Source organism: Delftia lacustris (assembly GCF_040267515.1).
Classification (GTDB): domain Bacteria; phylum Pseudomonadota; class Gammaproteobacteria; order Burkholderiales; family Burkholderiaceae_C; genus Comamonas; species Comamonas tsuruhatensis.
Genome location: NZ_CP141274.1, coordinates 33052 through 49404 on the forward strand (window position 1 = coordinate 33052; position 16353 = coordinate 49404).

The following is a 16353-nucleotide window of genomic DNA, read 5'->3' on the forward strand; positions in this document are numbered from 1 at the left end:
CCGGAGACTTTCCATGCAGCGACGCCACTTCCTGACCATGGCATCGGCCCTGCCCTTTGCCGCCCACCTGGGCCGGCTGCAGGCGGCCGCCCTCCAGCCAGCCACGCCGCGCCTGCTGCTGGTGTTTCTGCGCGGTGCCTATGACTGCAACAGTCTGCTGGTGCCCACGCACAGCGACTTCTACTACGAGGCCCGTCCCAGCATTGCCATCCCCCGTCCCGGCGAGGCCGGCGGCGCGCTGGCGCTGGATGGCCGCTGGGGCCTGCACCCGATGCTGGAGGACAGCATCCATCCGCTGTTCCAGGCCGGCCAGGCCTGCTTCGTGCCCTTTGCAGGCACGCACGACCTGTCGCGCAGCCATTTCGAGACACAGGACTCCATCGAACTGGGCCAGGGCCTGGACGGGCGCCGCAGCTACCAGTCGGGCTTTCTGAACCGGCTGGCCCAGGTGCTGGGGCAGGACGGGCGGGGCCCGGTGTCGCCCATGTCGTTCACGCCCCAGTTGCCACTGCTGCTGCGTGGCAGCCTGCCGTCCGCCAACATGGCCCTGGCGTCCGTGGGCAAGGGCGGGCTGGACGATAGACGCAGCCAGGCCATTGCCGCCATGTACGCAGGCACTGCCCTGGCCACGGCCGTGCAGGAGGGCTTTGCCGTGCGCGATGCAGTGCAGCGCAGCGTGCAGGAAGAGATGGACCAGGCCGGGCGCGACGCCATCAGCGCGCGGGGCTTTGCGCTGGTGGCGCAGCGCATGGCGGCCCTGATGCGCGATCGCTTCGACCTGGGCTTTGTGGATGTGGGCGGCTGGGACACGCATGTGGCCCAGGGCGGCGCCACAGGCGCGCTGGCCGGACGGCTGGACGAGCTGGGCCGGGGCCTGGCCGGTTTTGCCCAGGAGATAGGTCCCGAGGCCTGGCGCCATACGGTGGTGGTGGTGATCAGCGAATTCGGCCGCACCTTCCGCGAGAACGGCAACAAGGGCACGGACCACGGCCACGGCACGACCTACTGGCTGCTGGGCGGCGGGCTGTCCGCGCGCGCGGGCGGTCGCATCGTGGGAGAGCAGGTCGAGGTCAACCAGAAAAACCTGTTCCAGAACCGCGACCATCCCGTGCTCAACGAGTACCGCGCCGTGCTGGGCGGCCTGTTCCAGCGCATGTATGGATTGAGCCCGGCCCAGCTGCAGCGTGTCTTCGAAGGCGCGACGCCCCGCGACCTGCAACTCGTCTGACTACGGCAGCGCCTGCGGCGGCACTGGCACGCCGGACAGCTTGTCGGGATTGCGCAGCGTGTAGATGCGGCGGATCAGGCCGTCTTCGACCAGCAGCGTCTGCACGGATTCCAGCTCGCCGTCGATGCAGCGCAGCAGGCCCGGCAGGCCGTTGATGCGCGCCAGGTGCAGGGTCTGGCGCTGGCCGTTGCGCCGCATGCGGCGCGTGGTGGCGAAGTACAGCAGGGCCAGGCGCCGGCCGGTCTCCAGCACGCGGCCGAACGAGGGCACCTTGCCGCCGCCGTCGCTGATGAGTTCGGCATCGGGCGCGAACAGCGCCTGGATCTGCGCAAAGTCCCCACCCTGCACGGCCTGCGCAAAGCGCTGCAGCAGCGCGGCATGGGCCTCGGGCGGCGCCGCAAAGCGCGGGCGGCCGGCCTGCACATGGCTGCGGGCGCGGTGCACGAGCTGGCGGCAGGCGGCCTCGCTGCGGCCCAGGGCCTGGGCCACCTCGGCATAGTCGGCATCGAAGACCTCGCGCAGCAAAAAGGCGGCGCGCTCGTCGGGCGTGAGCTGCTCGAGCACGAACATCAGCGCCGTGGACACGTCGTGGGCACGCTCCAGCAGGTCTTCGGCCGAGGGGGCGGACTCCTCGGCCCAGGGCTGGACCAGGGGCTCGGGCAGCCAGAAGCCCTGGTAGTGCTCGCGCTCGGCGCGCAGGCGGCGCAGCCGGTCTATGGCCAGGCGCGTGGTCACGGAGACCAGCCAGGCCTCGGGCTGCTCTATGCCGGCGCGCTCGGCGCCATGCCAGCGCAGCCAGGCCTCCTGGACCAGGTCTTCGGCATCGGCGCGCTGGCCGAGCATGCGGTAGGCCAGGCCGAACAGGCGCGGGCGGTGGCGCTCGAACAGGGCCAGGGGATCGTCGGTGGCGGAGGAGGTCTGCATGCCATCAAGACGCGGGAGCGTGGCGTTGTGTGACAGACAGGGCCGGCATGGTGCTCGGTGCCTTGGTGACTCAGTGGGGCTGCGGAGCCTGCAGCACGCTGGGATCGGTGTGGATCAGCTCCAGCGGGTAGCGGCGGCCGGCCAGGTAGTCCTCTATGCTTTGCATCACCAGCGGACTGCGGTGCTGGGCGGTGCAGGCCTTGAGTTCGTCCAGCGTCATCCAGACCGTGCGGATGATGCCGTCGTCCAGCGGCTGGCCGGCCCGGAAGTCACCCAGCTCGCCCGTGAAGGCAAAGCGCAGATAGGTGATGTCGGAGCCGGTGCGCGTGCGCACGAAGCGGTTCAGGTAGACGCCGACCAGGGCCGTGGGCACGAAGTCGTGCGCCGTCTCCTCATCGACCTCGCGCACACAGGCGGTGATGGGCGACTCGGCAGGGTCGAGATGGCCGGCGGGGGTGTTGTAGCGCACGCCATCGGCCGTGTCTTCTTCCACCAGCAGAAAACGGCCATCGCGCTCAATGATGGCCGCCACAGTGACATTGGGTTTCCAGCGATCGGGCATGGCGCGCATTATGACCAGAGGCGGCCGGCCCGTCCCCGGCCAAAAACCCCATCACCGCGCCTTGCAGACCACCACGCGACACGGCGCCCTGTAGCACCCTGTAGCGCCCCGTAGCACCGCCCTACAGCGGCCGGGCCATGTACAGCGCACCGTCGCCGTAGCTCACCAGGCGCTGCTGCTGCAGCGGATCGGTCAACGCCTGCACGGCATAGCCATGGCGCTCCCAGTAGCCGCGCGAGCCCTGCACCGACACCAGGGCCGTGTGGCGCAGGCCCTCGGCGCGCGCCCGCTCCCACAGCGGCGCCAGCAGCGCACGGGCCAGGCCCTGGCCTGCGGCCTCGGGGTGCACGGCCATGTCGTGCAGGTACAGGGTGTCGGCCTGCTCGACGGCCTCGAAGTCACCGTGCAGCGGCGTGATCTTGGCCATGAGGCTGCGGTAGGCCGCGAGATAGGCGCACACACGGCCGTCCTGCTCCAGTGCCAGCGAGCAATGGGCCGTGCCGGCCAGGCGCCGCGCAAAGACCTCGCCGCTCTCGGCATAGTCCTCGCCATAGCAGGCCCGCTGGATGTCCAGCAGACCGGGCAGGTCGGCGGCGGTCAGTGCGCGGACATGGAAGCGGTCAGCGGCAGGCAAGGAAGAGGAGGGAGAAGGCGAACAAGACATGGGCAGGACAGGCAGGTGCCGGAGACAGGCCGCCCAGGGTAAGCGATTGCCCAAGCCCCGGCGCACCCTGCAGGAATCGGTTCCCCGTCAATCCTTCCAGCGCTCGCGTATGTCTTCCAGCTGCGGGCGCAGGCCGATGAACAGCGGCACCAGGCGCGGGTCGAAGTGGGCGCCGGCCTGCTGCTCTATGTGATCCATGGCGTCGTCCACCGTCCACGCGTGTTTGTAGGGGCGTTCCGTGGTGAGGGCATCGAACACGTCGGCCACGGCCACGATGCGCGAGGCCAGCGGGATGTCCTCGCCCGCCAGGCCCTGCGGATAGCCCGTGCCGTCCCATTTCTCGTGGTGGGTCAGCGCGATGCTGTAGGCCATCTGCAGCACCTGGGAATCGTGCTCGCCGATGATCTCGGCGCCGATCTGCGGATGGCGGCGCATGACCGTCCATTCCTCGGCCGTCAGCGGGCCGTTCTTGAGCAGGATGGCATCGGGGATGCCGATCTTGCCCACATCGTGCATGGGCGCGGCGTTGAGCAGGTCGTCCGCCCATTCGTCGGTGCAGCCGGCCGCCAAGGCCAGTGTCTTGGCGTAGTGGCTCATGCGGATCACGTGCATGCCGGTTTCGTTGTCGCGGTACTCGGCCGCGCGGCCCAGGCGCTGCACGATCTGCAGCCGCGTGCTGCGCAGCTCGTCGAGCTTGACCAGCGACAGGTGGTTGCGCACCCGCGCCCGCACCACGGGCGCGCGCACGGGCTTGACGATGTAGTCCACCGCGCCCGAGGCAAAACCCAGGGCCTCGTCCTGGCCGTCCGACAGGGCGGTGATGAAGATCACCGGGATGCGGGCCGTGTCGGCCTGCGCCTTGAGCTGGCGGCACACGGCGTAGCCGTCCAGCTCGGGCATCATGATGTCCAGCAGGATCAGGTCCGGCTGGTGCTGGGCCAGCTGCAGAGCCTTGCGCCCGTCCGTGGCGAACGAGAGCCGGTAATCCTCGCCCAGGATCTGGCGCAGCACATGCAGGTTGGTCGGGTCGTCATCGACCAGCAGCAGGCGCGGGCGCTTGTCCGTTGCCAATAGATTGGGCGCATTCATGCTCTGTCTCCATCGTTCGAGGGCAGTTGCTGCTGCAACTGCTGGGCGCATTCCTGCGCGCGCTCGAAGTCGAAATTATCCAGTGCCTGCTGCAGCGGCTGAAGCTGTTCGGCCGTCAGCATGCGCACGAGGGCCTGCATGGCCTGCCCGTCCAGCTCCCCGCTGTGCAAGGCGGCCACGATGCGCTCCAGCCAGGGCCGGGCATCGGCAGGCAGGGCGGGTGCGCCCGCCTGGGGCGCCGCATCGCCCTCGGCCTGCGCCCACGCATGGCCCTGCGCCTGGCCCGGCGCCTCGCCCGATGCCGCCCCCTGTGCCTCGGCCATCGGCATGGCGGCCGGGTGGCGCTGGCGCAGCTCGCGCGCTACGGCATCCAGCGCCTGGTGCAGCTGGTCGATGAGGGCAAGCAGCTGCGGCTGCCCGGCGCCCTCCTGCGCCAGGCCTTCCAGGCGCGATGCCAGCCGGTACACGGCCTGCAGGCCCAGGTTGCCGGCCGCGCCGCGCACGCGGTGCGCCAGGCCGATCAAGGCCTCGGGTCCGGGGCGCTGCAGGGCACGGCGCAGGCGGTCGGCCAGGTCCAGCTGTTCATTGAGGAAACGCCGAATGGCGGCCACCAGCGGATCGACCCGGCCCCACAGCGCAATGCCCGAGGCCCAGTCCACCGTGACATCAGGCAGCCCCGGCTGGGCGCTGGCGGGCGCGGGCGGCCTGGCCTCCTTGAGCGCCACCTGCAGCGACAGCAGGCGTGCGATCTCGGCCTGCAGCCGCGCCATGTCCAGCGGCTTGGAGGCAAAGCCGTCCATGCCGGCGGCGGTGGCGTCGCTGCGGTCCTTCTCCAGCACGCTGGCCGACAGCGCGACGATGGGCACGGGCCGGCGCTGCAGCTGCCGCTCCCAGACACGGATGGCGCGCGCCGCCGCCAGGCCGTCCATGCCCGGCATCTGCAGGTCCATCAGCACCACGTCGAAAGGCGGCTCCTGCGCCTGCACGCAGCGCAGCGCCTCGGCACCGTCGTGGGCCAGCACCATCTGGTGGTTCTGGCTGGAGAAGTTGATCTGCAGCAGCTCCAGGTTCTCGGGCACATCGTCCACGGCCAGGATGTGCAGCGGCGGCAGGCCGCGGCTGGCCGCCCCGCGCTCGGACAGCGGGCTCTCGCCGACCGGCAGGGGCAAGCGCACCTCGAACACCGTGCCCACGCCCACCGTGCTGTGCAGCTGGATGCTGCCGCCCATGAGTTCGGCCAGCTGGCGCGAGATGGTCGTGCCCAGGCCCGTGCCGCCGAAACGCCGCGTGGTCGAGGCGTCGGCCTGGGCAAAGGGGTCGAAGATGCGGTGGATCTTCTCGGCCGCGATGCCTATGCCCGTGTCATGCACATCGAGCTGGAGCACGCCCTGCTCGTAGCGCACGCGCAGCAGCACATGGCCGCGTTCGGTGAACTTCACGGCATTGCCCAGCAGGTTCACCAGGATCTGCTGCACACGCATGCCGTCGCCGCGCAGCGCGGCCGGCGTGTGCGGGTCGTAGTCCAGGCGCAGGTCCAGGCCCTTGCGATCGGCCGTGATGCGCAGCGATGCCAGGATCTGCTGGCACAGCTCGCGCACCGAGAAGTCCTCTATCTCCAGCTCCACCGCGCCCTTGTCGAGCTTGGCCGTGTCCAGGATGTCGTTGAGCAGGCGCAGCATGGAGCGCGCCGCATAGTGCACCGTGTCCAGGTAGCGCGCCTGCGTGGGCTGCAGCGCCGTTTCGCGCAACGCCTCGGTGAAGCCGATGATGGCGTTCATGGGCGTGCGGATCTCGTGGCTCATGTTGGCCAGGAAGGTGCTGCGCGCGGCGGCCGCGGCTTCGGCATGCTCCTTGGCCAGCACCAGCTCCTGGGCCAGCTTGCGCTGGGCGCTGATGTCGGTGAGCAGCTTGACGATCTTGTAGGGCCGGCCGTCGGCACCGCGTATGGGGTTGTAGGTGGCCTGCACCCAGATGCGCCGCCCCTCGTGCCCGCAGCGCAGGAACTCGCCGGCCTGGAACTCGCCCTCGGCCAGGCGGCGCCAGAACTGCACATGCTCGGGCGAATGCGCATAGCCGGGCTCGCAGAACATGCCGTGGTGGCGGCCCGCGACCTCGTCGAGCCGGTAGCCGAACAGGTCCAGGAAATTGCGGTTGGCGCGCAGCACATGGCCGCGCAGGTCGTACTCGATGGTGGCCAGCGACAGGTCGATGGCGCGCACCGTGCCCTCGAACTCGGCATTGCGCGCGCGCGCCGCCGTCTGGTCCATGATCACGCCGTCGATCCAGGTCAGTTCGTCCTGTTCGTTGAAGACGCCGCGCCCGGTCTCGGACACCCAGCGCGTGCTGCCGTCGCGGTGCAGCAGGCGGTAGTCGGCGTTGTAGGTCTGGCGCCGCGCCAGAGAATGCGCCACCGCAGCCTCCAGCCGGTCGCGGTCCTCGGCGTGGATGAGCCGGTCCCAGCCCGTGAGGCCATCGGTGAAATCCTGCTCGGTCCAGCCCGTCAACTCCTCGATGGAGCGGCTGAGCAGCAGCGGCGTCCATTTGCCGTCGTACAGGCAGCGGAACGTGGTGCCGGGCACGTTGTTGATCAGGGTGCGGTACTGCTCCTCGCTGCGGCGCAGCGACTGCAGCATCTGGCGGCGCTCGCGGATATCGGTCACAAAGCCCACGTACAGCGGATCGCCGGCAATCGCCACCCGCCCCACGGCCAGGCGCACGGCGATCTGCGTGCCGTCCTTGTGCATGGCGTTGATATCGCGGCTGGAGCCCAGCAGGCCCGCAAAGCCCGTGGCCAGATGCTTTTGCAGCGAGCCGCCATCGCCATCGCAGCCCGACGCGGGCATGAGCAGGCTTGCGCTGCGGCCCACCACCTCCTGCGCCGTCCAGCCCAGCAGCCGCTCGGCCGCGCCGTTGAACGACACGATGCTGCCGCGCCCGTTGATCATCACGATGCCGTCCACCGCCGTCTCCACCACGGCGCGCAGGCGCGATTCGCTGCGCTGCACCTGGCGGTAGATCTGGCGGTAGCGCAGCGTCATGTTGACCGCGAACACCAGACCGAAGATCAGCACCACCATGCCGACGATGGAGAACACCAGCAGCGCATGTGTGGGCGACTCCACCTGCGCCAGCACATCGATCTCGGGCTTGAGGCGCAGTGCATACAGGCCCGCATAGTGCATGCAGGAAATGGCCAGGCCCATGACGATGCCGGCCACCAGCGTGGGCCACAGCCGGCCCGTGTTGCCCAGCCTGAAGCGCACCCACAGCGACAGCATGGCCATGCCTGCCGCCACGATCACCGACAGCAGCACGCCCCAGGGGTCGTAGAGCATCGAGGTCCAGGTCTGGGCCGCCGCCATGCCGATGTAGTGCATGGAGCCAATGCCCAGCCCCATGAGCACGCCGCCGCCCACCAGCGCCTGCGTGGACAGCTGCGGCCGCACCATCAGCGTCAGCGCCAGCCAGGACGCCAGCATGCTGGGCAGCATGGACAGCGTGGTGATCCAGGGGTCGTAGTCGCCAAAGGTGCAGGGCACGAAGGCCAGCATGCCGATGAAGTGCATGGCCCAGATGCCCGCGCCCAGGCAGAAGGCGCCCGTGAGCACGCCCACGCGGCGTATGCGCGGCGACGCGGCATCGCGCGCCAGCCCGGCAATCTGCATGGCCATCACCGACGTGGCCACGGCCACCAGCACCGACAGCGTCACCAGGCCCGGATGCAGCCACTGGAACCACTGCGGATGCGGCGCCCAGCCGAGCACGAAAATCTGGTCCCAGCTCATGGCGCGCCCCCCGCATGGCACAAGGCCGCAGCACGCAACCGCCGGCCATCGATAGTATTTATAACTTTGATGATCATTTTCGATTGGCCATAACTATTCATCGCACCTAGCATGGAGTCTCATCCCGAGGAGAGCCCCATGAGCCGCATCCGCCAGACCCTTCACCACCACCGACGCACGCTGTTGAAGACCGCCAGCTACTACGTCATCCATGTCACCGTGGCAGCGGCCGTGGCCTATGCCGTGACCCGCAATCTCTGGGCCGCGCTGACGCTCAGCCTGTTGGAGCCCACGGTGCAGGCCGTGGCCTTCTTCTTCCATGAAAAGCTGTGGGAGCGCGGCCTGCGCCGCCGTGCCGACGCGGGCGCCGGCATGGCGCCGCCCGCAGCAGCCACTGCGGCTGCGGCCTGAACCCGCCAGGAGCACGAACATGCCCACGCCCCTGCGGTCCTTCAGCGCGGACGCCTCATTCGGCAATTGGCTGACCGAAACCCTGGCAAGGATGGTCGATGGCGGCACGGGCTGAAACCCGGCCCTGCCGTGGCGGCAAGAGAGGTGGACATGGCGGCGCATGGTGGCAAGAACCCGGGAAATGCGAAATCGTTGGTATCAAGGCGCTGCCCGTGCGGCCCATGGCCGGCACGGAATCCATACATGCCTTTCGACCGCATCGGGGCGGACTGAAGCCCCGGCGCCGGTCACAATGCCAAACATTGTCAAGCGCATACGCTGGAAAATATGTGCACAAGCTGTGTGAAAAGCTGTGCATAGCCTCTTCGCAAACCTGTGATTTTCCTCTTGCCAAGGCTGTGGCAAAGCCGTTCATTCACGGTGCACGCCCAGCAGCGCGTCGATGAACACACGGGCTGCACGGCCAGGCACCACGGCACTGCGCCAGACCGCGAAGAAATCACAGAGATAGAAGAACCGGTGGGGGGCCACGGCCTGCAGCAGACCCTGGCCCTCCATGGCCTGTGCGTAGTGGTCGGGCAGAAATCCCAGGTAGCGGCCCGAGCGCACCAGCATGGCAATGGCCTCCTGGTCAAAACCCGTGGCCTGGCGCTGCAGGCCGGCCTGGTGGCTGAGCGCCATATTGGGTGACTGGTAGCCCAGGCCTGCAAAGGCATGTGCGCCCAGGCTGTCCCAGTCCAGCCCGCCATGGTCGGCGCCATGCAGCGGATGGCCGGGAGCGCAGTACAGCTGCATGCGCTCGCCGAACAACCGGGCACTGTCCAGCGCGCTCGAACTGGGTGCAGAGGGCAGCACGCCCACCTGCCAGCGCCCCTCCATCAGTCCGCGCTCGATGGCCTGTATCGAGGCCACGTGCAGCCGCAGGTGCAGTTGCGGCGCCTGATCGTGCAGCAGGCCTATCGCCTCGGGAATGCGTGACTGCGGATTGCCCACGGTCTTGTCGAACAGCGCCACGTCCAGCGTACCGGCCAGCCGGCCATGGATGTCGTCCACCTGGCCCAGAAACCCCTCCACGCCACCCAGCAGCTGCAGCGTGGCCTCGTAGATGCGGTGGCCTTCGGGCGTGAGCGCGAAGCCGGCGCGCCCGCGCCGGCACAGCGTCAGGCCCAGGCGCTCTTCCAGGTCCTTCATGTGGCGGCTCAGCGTGGAGCTGCCGATGTTCAGCTCCAGCTCGGCAGCCGACATGCCGCCGCACTCGACCACGGCCTTGAACACGCGCAGCAGGCGCAGATCCATGTCGCCCAGCTGGCCCAGCGCCGCGCGCGCACGGCCATCGCGTGCCCGGCGGCTCGCAGGGGTCTCCAGAGAAAATTCCGCCATCGCCATTCGCCTCCCGGTGTGCTTGCCGGACATGGCCACCGCTACAGGGGAGCCACTATAGGGGAGCCACGGGGCGGCAGTGGCGACGGATTCCCCCAATGCGCGCACGCCATGCCGCGACCGGCAGGCGCTTGGTCACTTGCAGAAATATGCAAGTAAACCTCGATATCGTGCTCTTCGCGAAATCAAACAGCGCGCTCACAATGGGCCGATCCACATTTCTTCCCTAGGCTCGAGGAGATCGCCATGACCCTGGTTCCCACCGAACAAAGCGCCGCCCCCGCCACGCGCACCGATGCCGCCTGGCTCGAGGCCCACTGGATGCCCTTCACCGGCAACCGCGAGTTCAAGGCGCGCCCGCGCATGATCACCAGCGCCCAGGGCGCGTACTACACCGATGCCGACGGCCGCAAGATCTTCGACGGCCTGTCGGGCCTGTGGTGCTCGGGCCTGGGCCATGGCCGCCGCGAGATCGCCGAAGCCATCGGCCGCGCGGCCCAGCAGCTGGACTATGCGCCGGCCTTCCAGTTCGGCCACCCGGCCTCGTTCGCGCTGGCCAACAAGATCAAGGAGCTGACGCCCGCAGGCCTGGACCATGTGTTCTTCACGGGCTCGGGCTCGGAAGCCGCCGACACGGCGCTGAAGATGGCACGCGCCTACTGGCGCGCCAAGGGCCAGGGCGGCAAGACCCGGCTGATCGGGCGCGAGAAGGGCTACCACGGCGTGAACTTCGGCGGCATCTCCGTCGGCGGCATGGTGGGCAACCGCAAGACCTTCGGCCAGGGCGTGGAGGCCGACCACCTGCCGCACACGCAGCCGGCGCTGGGGTCTTTCCACAAAGGCATGCCTGCCACCGATGGCCGCGCGCTGGCCGACCGGCTGCTGGACCTGATCGCCCTGCATGACGCCAGCAACATCGCGGCCGTCATCGTCGAGCCCTTCTCGGGCTCGGCCGGCGTGGTGATTCCGCCGGCCGGCTACCTGCAGCGCCTGCGCGAGATCTGCACGCAGAACAACATCCTGCTGATCTTCGACGAGGTCATCACGGGCTTCGGCCGCTGCGGCGCCATGACGGGAGCGGAGGCCTTCGGCGTCACGCCCGACATCATGAACATCGCCAAGCAGGTGACCAATGGCGCCCAGCCCCTGGGCGCCGTGGTGGCCAGCAAGGAGATCTACGACACCTTCATGGCAGCGGGCGGCCCCGAGTACATGCTGGAGTTCCCGCACGGCTATACCTACTCGGCCCACCCCATTGCCTGCGCAGCGGGCGTGGCCGCGCTGGACCTGCTGCAGCGCGAGGACGGCCCGGGCCGCGTGCGCGCGCTGGCCCCGTTCTTCGAGCAGGCCGTGCACAGCCTCAAGGGAGCAAAGCATGTGGCCGACATCCGCAACTTCGGCCTGGCTGCGGGCTTCACCATCGAGTCGCTGCCCGGCGAGCCGGCCCGCCGTCCCTACGAGATCGCCATGAAGTGCTGGGACAAGGGCTTTTACGTGCGCTACGGCGGCGACACCATCCAGATCGCGCCGCCCTTCATCAGCGAGAAGGCCGAGATCGAGCGGCTGGTCAGCGCCCTGGGCGATGCCCTGACCGAAACGAACTGAGCATCTCCGGCACATGAGAAAAGCCCCTGGGCCGTGAGGCCGCAGGGGCTTTTTGCATGGCAACGGCAAGGCTGCGAAATCAGTCCAGCGTGATGCCCGCGTTCTTGATCACATCGCGCCACTTGTCCACTTCCACGCGCAGGAACTGGGCCGAGGCATCGGGCTTGAGGCCCGAGGGCAGCACGCCCATGGCGTCCAGCTTTTCCTTGACCTCGGGCGCGGGCAGGGCCTTGGCGATCTCGGCGTAGAGCCGGTCCACGATGGGCTTGGGCGTGCCTGCGGGCACGGCCGCGAGGAACCAGGCATCGGCCGTGAAGTCCTTGAGGCCGGCCTCCGACATGGTGGGCACGTCGGGCATGGACTGCAGGCGTTCGTTGTGGGCCACGGCCAGCGCGCGCACCTTGCCGGCCTTGAGCTGCGCGGCAATGGTCACGGCCGTGAGAAAGCCGAAGTCGGTCTCGCCGGCGGCCAGCGACACCACCGAAGGCGCGCTGCCCTTGTAGGGCACGTGGCCGATCTTGACCTTGGCCTGCATGGCATACAGCTCGGCGCCCAGATGGTTGGGTCCGCCCGTGCCCGACGAGGGGTAGTTGAGCTTGCCGGGCTGGGCCTGGGCCGCCGCCGTCAGCTCCTTGAGCGAGTGGAACGGGCTTTGCGCGCCCACGGTGAGCACCAGCGGGCTGCGCGCCACCAGGCTGATGGGCGCGAAGTCGCGCAGCGGGTCATAGGGCAGCTTGGTATACAGGCCCTTGGCCATGGCCATGCAGCCCACGTCGCCCAGCACCACGGTGTAGCCGTCGGCCGGCGCCTTGGCCACCAGGTCGCAGCCGATGGTGCCGTTGGCACCGGGCTTGTTGTCCACCACCACCGTGGTGTGCATGCTCTCGCCCAGCTTTTGCGCCAGCAGGCGGCCCAGGATGTCGGTGGAGCCACCGGGTGCGAAGGGCACGACCAGGCGAATGGTCTTGGACGGATAGCTGCCTGCGCCCTGGGCATGGGCAAGGGGCGCCGCCAGCGTGGCCGCCAGCGCAAGGCCGCCGGCCAGGGCGTGCCACAGGGCTGCGCGGCGCACCGGGGTGCGGGAGGATGCGAAAGGGGTTTGTCTCATGCTGTTGTCTCGTGAGGGGAATGCGTGAAGGCCAAGCGCGCGGCAGCATACCAGCAGCGGGCAGCGCGAAACGCGTGGCGTGGGGCGCCGATGACCGGTGCGGGACAGCTCAGGAGGCCGCGCGCTTGCGTGCGGCAGCAGGACGCGCGGACGTGGCCTTTGCAGGCGACTTTGCCGGAGCCTTCGCAGCCGTCTTTGCGGAGGCCTTTGGGATGGTTTTTACGGGGGCCTTTGCGGTGGTCCTTGCGCTCGCCCTTGCCGTTGTTTTTGACGCAGTCCCTGGCGCTGTCGCTGCGGCCTTTTCCACCGGCTGCACGGCGCGTCGCGGACGCGGGCTGCGCAGGCTGTCGGCATCGAGGATGAGCCGGCCCTGGATGCGGCCCTTCATGCGCTTGACGCTGCTGGCCGCATCGCGCATGTGCTCCTGCATCAATGCGCGCACCTTCGCAGCATCGCGCTCGCGCGCGGCCTGCACGATGCTGCGGTGGAACTGCGCATTGGCCTCGCCGAAGCGCCGGTGCTCGGCCTGCGGAGTACGGTTGGCGAAGACGATGAGCTGGCGGATCATCTCGTTGATCAGCTCGCAGGTGAAGCGCAGGAACGGGTTGGGGTTGGCGGCCGCCAGGATGTCGTGGAAGTTCACGTCCTCGCGCCGCTGGCTCACCAGGTCGTCGCTGCTTTGCGTGGGATCGCAGCAGGCGATGCTGTGCTCCAGGGCCTCGAAATCGGCCTCGGTCAGATGGGGCACGGCGCCTGCCGCCAGCTCGGGCTCCAGCATCTGGCGCACCGTGTAGATGTCGTCGATGGTCACCTCCTGGAAGAACAGGTAGTTCTGCATGAACTGCAGCGTGCGGTCCAGCGGCACCTCCACGACCATGCCCCCGCCCGAAGGGCCCGTGGAGATGGTGATCAGCCCCTGCACTTCCAGCGACTTGAGGGCCTCGCGGATCGTTCCCTTGCTGACCTGGAACTGGGCCTGCAGCTCGCTTTCGCGCGGCAGGCGGTCGCCGGGGCTGAGGTTCTTTTCGGTGATCAGGCGCTTGATCTCCTGGGCCACCAGATCCGGGCGCTTGAGCTGCCGGATCGCCAGGGGGGCCGACTTGGGTGTAGCCATTGTTGTGTTCTCCGGAAGGGCACCGGATCGTGTCCGCGCCCAGTCTGCATACGGGTTTGGTGCAGTATGCACCGCCATGGCGCGTGGGCGTTTGCGCCTAGGGTTAGCACGCGCCCTATTCCTTCTATTTATCACTATAAATATGAATCAAGGAGCCTGCACGCACCCGTTTCGACTGGCATGCAACTTGCTCTGAAAAGCGTACCCGGGCCGCAGCGCCTTCAGTCCCCATCACGGAGATCCCATGCAACGTCGTCACCTCCTGCAACTCTCGGCACTGGGCGCATTGCCCGCATCGCTGGGCCTGGGCCGCAGCGTCTGGGCGCAGTCCAAGGACAGCATCCAGTTCGCCTGCCCCGTGCCCATGTCGGGCGCCTTCGCGGCCAACGGCAAGTACGCGGACCTGGGCATGAAGCTGGCCATAGAGCAATACGGCAAGGCGCTGGGCCGCCCGCTGGCCTACACCGTGCTGGACACCGAGGGCAAGCCCGCCACGGCCGTGCGCAAGCTGCAGGAGTCTTCGCAGCAGCAGGGCACGCGCTTTTTCGCAGGCGGCATCCTGTCGTCGGAGGCGCTGGCCATGGGCAAGGAGGCCGAGAAGGCCGGCGGCATCTTCATCACCACCGCAGGCGCCGACGAGATCACGGGCAAGGACTGCAACAGCGCCACCTTCCGCTGGTCGGCACCCACCTTCGGCGCCATCGAGCAGACCGTGCGCCCGCTGATCGAATCCCTGCCCAAGGCCAAGCGCTGGTACACCATCACGCCGCAGTACGTGTTCGGCGACGGCCTGCTTACGGCGGCCAAGAACATCTTCAAGGAAAAGGGCATCGAGCATGTGGGCAACAGCTACCACTCGCTGACCGAAAAGGAGTTCAGCGGCTACCTGACCAATGCCGTGGCCGCCAAGCCCGACGTGCTGCTGCTGCTGAACTTCGGCGCCCAGTCCTCGGACACGCTGCGCCAGGCCATCAGCTTCGGCATGAACAAGAACATGACCATCCTGATCGCCTGGGCCTCGGGGCTGGAGCAGTTCGAGTCGCTGGGCGCCGACCTGTGCGACGGCGTGTACTTCGGCGCCCAGTACTGGCACACGGTGGACACGCCGCTCAACCGTGATCTGGTGCAGCGCTGCAACGACAAGTTCAAGGCCAATCCCAACTACAGCCTGGCCGGCCACTACATCTGCACCAAGCTGATGATCGATGCCATCGTCAAGGCCGGCACGGTCGACCCCAAGGCCGTGGTCGCCGCGCTGGAAGGCATGAAGTACCAGGGCCTGACGGGCGAGGAAGAGGTGCGCAAGGCAGACCACCAGGTGCTCAAGAACTACTACCTGCTCAAGGGCAAGGCCAAGTCCAAGATGAAGAACAAGGACGACTACGTGGATGTGGTCAGCTCCGGCAAGTCCTTCCTGCCCGTAGACCAGACCGGCTGCAAATTGGCTTGAAAGCCCCCTGAGCGGCTACGCCGCTTCCCCCTCTCGCGTCGCGGGGGGGACGGCACCCTCGCGGCGGGGCGGCCCTTGCTCGGTGCCCCTCGCCTGGGCCTCGCCAGTTTCATGGCGAACCGCGCATCAAGGCCGCCACGGCGCCTCCTTCGTCCATCGTTTCGGACCATGTATGAGCATCTATCTGCTTCAGACCATCAACGGGATCGGCATAGGCATGCTGTATTTCCTGTTGGCCGTGGGCCTGTCCATCGTTTTCGGCCTGCTGCGTTTCGTGAATTTCGCGCACGGTGCCTTCTACCTGCTGGGCGCCTATTTCTGCTACCAGATGACGCGCTGGGGCATGAGCTTCTGGCTGTCCCTGATCGTGGTGCCGCTGGCCGTGGGCGCGCTGGGCTGGCTGGTGGAAAAGCTCATGCTGCGCCATGTGTATGCCAAGGCGCATGAGTTCCACATCATCGTCACCGTGGGCCTGGCCCTGGTGGTGCAGGAGCTGGTGATCGTGCAATGGGGCCCGCTGGGCGACAGCGTGGCCGTGCCCGATCTGCTGCAGGGCGTGGTGATGTGGGGCAGCTTCGTCTATCCCAAGTACCGGCTGTTCGTGATCGGCTTCACCGCCGTGCTGGCCGTGCTGCTGTGGTGGCTGCTGGAAGGCACGCGGCTGGGCAGCGCGGTGCGCGCGGGCAGCGAATCGACCGAAATGGTGTCCCTGCTGGGCGTGAACGTGCTGCGCATCTTCAGCCTGGTGTTCGCGCTGGGCGCCGCCACGGCGGCGCTGGCCGGCGTGCTGGCCGCGCCCATACGCGGCGCAGAGCCCTTCATGGGCGTGGAGGCACTGGGCGTGGCCTTCGTGATCGTGGTCGTGGGCGGGCTGGGCAGCTTCGGCGGCGCACTGGTCGGCGGCCTGCTGATCGGCATCGTGCAAAGCGTGATGAGCACGCTGTGGCCCGAGGGCGCGCGCCTGATGATCTACGTGGCCATGGCCGCCGTGCTGCTGCTGCGACCCCATGGCCTGCTGGGCCGCAAAGGATGA

13 protein-coding genes are annotated in these 16353 nt (G+C 68.2%); 5 read left to right on the plus strand and 8 right to left on the minus strand.

Annotated elements, in window-relative coordinates; translation table 11 throughout:
- Positions 1–13 precede the first annotated feature (13 nt).
- Positions 14–1228, plus strand: coding sequence for a DUF1501 domain-containing protein (locus tag U6958_RS01615; RefSeq protein WP_074921138.1), 1215 nt, complete (start codon positions 14–16; stop codon positions 1226–1228).
- Here U6958_RS01615 and sigJ read toward each other — a convergent pair whose 3' ends face one another.
- The 5 genes from sigJ to U6958_RS01640 all read right to left on the minus strand — a co-directional run bounded on the left by sigJ (position 1229) and on the right by U6958_RS01640 (position 8252).
- A complete protein-coding gene (gene sigJ / locus U6958_RS01620; RefSeq protein WP_016447215.1) occupies positions 1229–2152 on the minus strand; it encodes an RNA polymerase sigma factor SigJ in 924 nt (307 codons plus the stop codon).
- Between the two features lie 70 nt (positions 2153–2222).
- Positions 2223–2723 carry an NUDIX hydrolase gene (locus U6958_RS01625; RefSeq protein ID WP_017407282.1) on the minus strand — a complete coding sequence of 167 codons (501 nt, stop codon included), beginning with the start codon at positions 2721–2723 and terminating at the stop codon, positions 2223–2225.
- A 112-nt stretch (positions 2724–2835) separates the two neighbouring features.
- Positions 2836–3378 (minus strand): GNAT family N-acetyltransferase, encoded by a 543-nt coding sequence (locus tag U6958_RS01630; RefSeq protein ID WP_074921139.1) that lies wholly within the window; start codon positions 3376–3378, stop codon positions 2836–2838.
- Between the two features lie 87 nt (positions 3379–3465).
- Positions 3466–4467: an HD-GYP domain-containing protein gene (locus U6958_RS01635; RefSeq protein WP_016447218.1), complete on the minus strand. Its 1002-nt coding sequence runs from the start codon at positions 4465–4467 to the stop codon at positions 3466–3468.
- Entirely contained in the window at positions 4464–8252 is a 3789-nt protein-coding gene (locus U6958_RS01640) for a PAS domain S-box protein (protein WP_016447219.1), read from the minus strand. Before U6958_RS01640 ends, U6958_RS01635 begins: the two co-directional genes overlap by 4 nt.
- Before the next feature lie 138 nt (positions 8253–8390).
- On the opposite strand from U6958_RS01640, the gene U6958_RS01645 reads away from it, so the two are divergent.
- Positions 8391–8663, plus strand: coding sequence for a DUF2061 domain-containing protein (locus tag U6958_RS01645; RefSeq protein WP_016447220.1), 273 nt, complete (start codon positions 8391–8393; stop codon positions 8661–8663).
- Positions 8664–9074: 411 nt separating this feature from the next.
- On the opposite strand, the gene U6958_RS01650 is transcribed toward U6958_RS01645, so the two are convergent.
- A complete protein-coding gene (locus tag U6958_RS01650; protein WP_074921251.1) occupies positions 9075–10043 on the minus strand; it encodes a LysR family transcriptional regulator in 969 nt (322 codons plus the stop codon).
- A gap of 246 nt (positions 10044–10289) precedes the next feature.
- On the opposite strand from U6958_RS01650, the gene U6958_RS01655 reads away from it, so the two are divergent.
- A complete protein-coding gene (locus U6958_RS01655; RefSeq protein WP_016447223.1) occupies positions 10290–11648 on the plus strand; it encodes an aspartate aminotransferase family protein in 1359 nt (452 codons plus the stop codon).
- A 79-nt stretch (positions 11649–11727) separates the two neighbouring features.
- Here U6958_RS01655 and U6958_RS01660 read toward each other — a convergent pair whose 3' ends face one another.
- Both U6958_RS01660 and U6958_RS01665 read right to left on the minus strand, forming a co-directional pair.
- Entirely contained in the window at positions 11728–12756 is a 1029-nt protein-coding gene (locus U6958_RS01660; protein ID WP_016454212.1) for a tripartite tricarboxylate transporter substrate binding protein, read from the minus strand.
- A 109-nt stretch (positions 12757–12865) separates the two neighbouring features.
- The gene (locus U6958_RS01665; protein ID WP_016454211.1) at positions 12866–13870 is read right to left on the minus strand and encodes a FadR/GntR family transcriptional regulator; all 1005 of its coding nucleotides are present in this window, start codon (positions 13868–13870) and stop codon (positions 12866–12868) included.
- 244 nt (positions 13871–14114) lie between these two features.
- On the opposite strand from U6958_RS01665, the gene U6958_RS01670 reads away from it, so the two are divergent.
- The gene (locus U6958_RS01670) at positions 14115–15320 is read left to right on the plus strand and encodes an ABC transporter substrate-binding protein (protein WP_026062102.1); all 1206 of its coding nucleotides are present in this window, start codon (positions 14115–14117) and stop codon (positions 15318–15320) included.
- Between the two features lie 172 nt (positions 15321–15492).
- Positions 15493–16353, plus strand: a complete 861-nt coding sequence (locus tag U6958_RS01675; RefSeq protein WP_016447227.1) for a branched-chain amino acid ABC transporter permease — start codon at positions 15493–15495, stop codon at positions 16351–16353.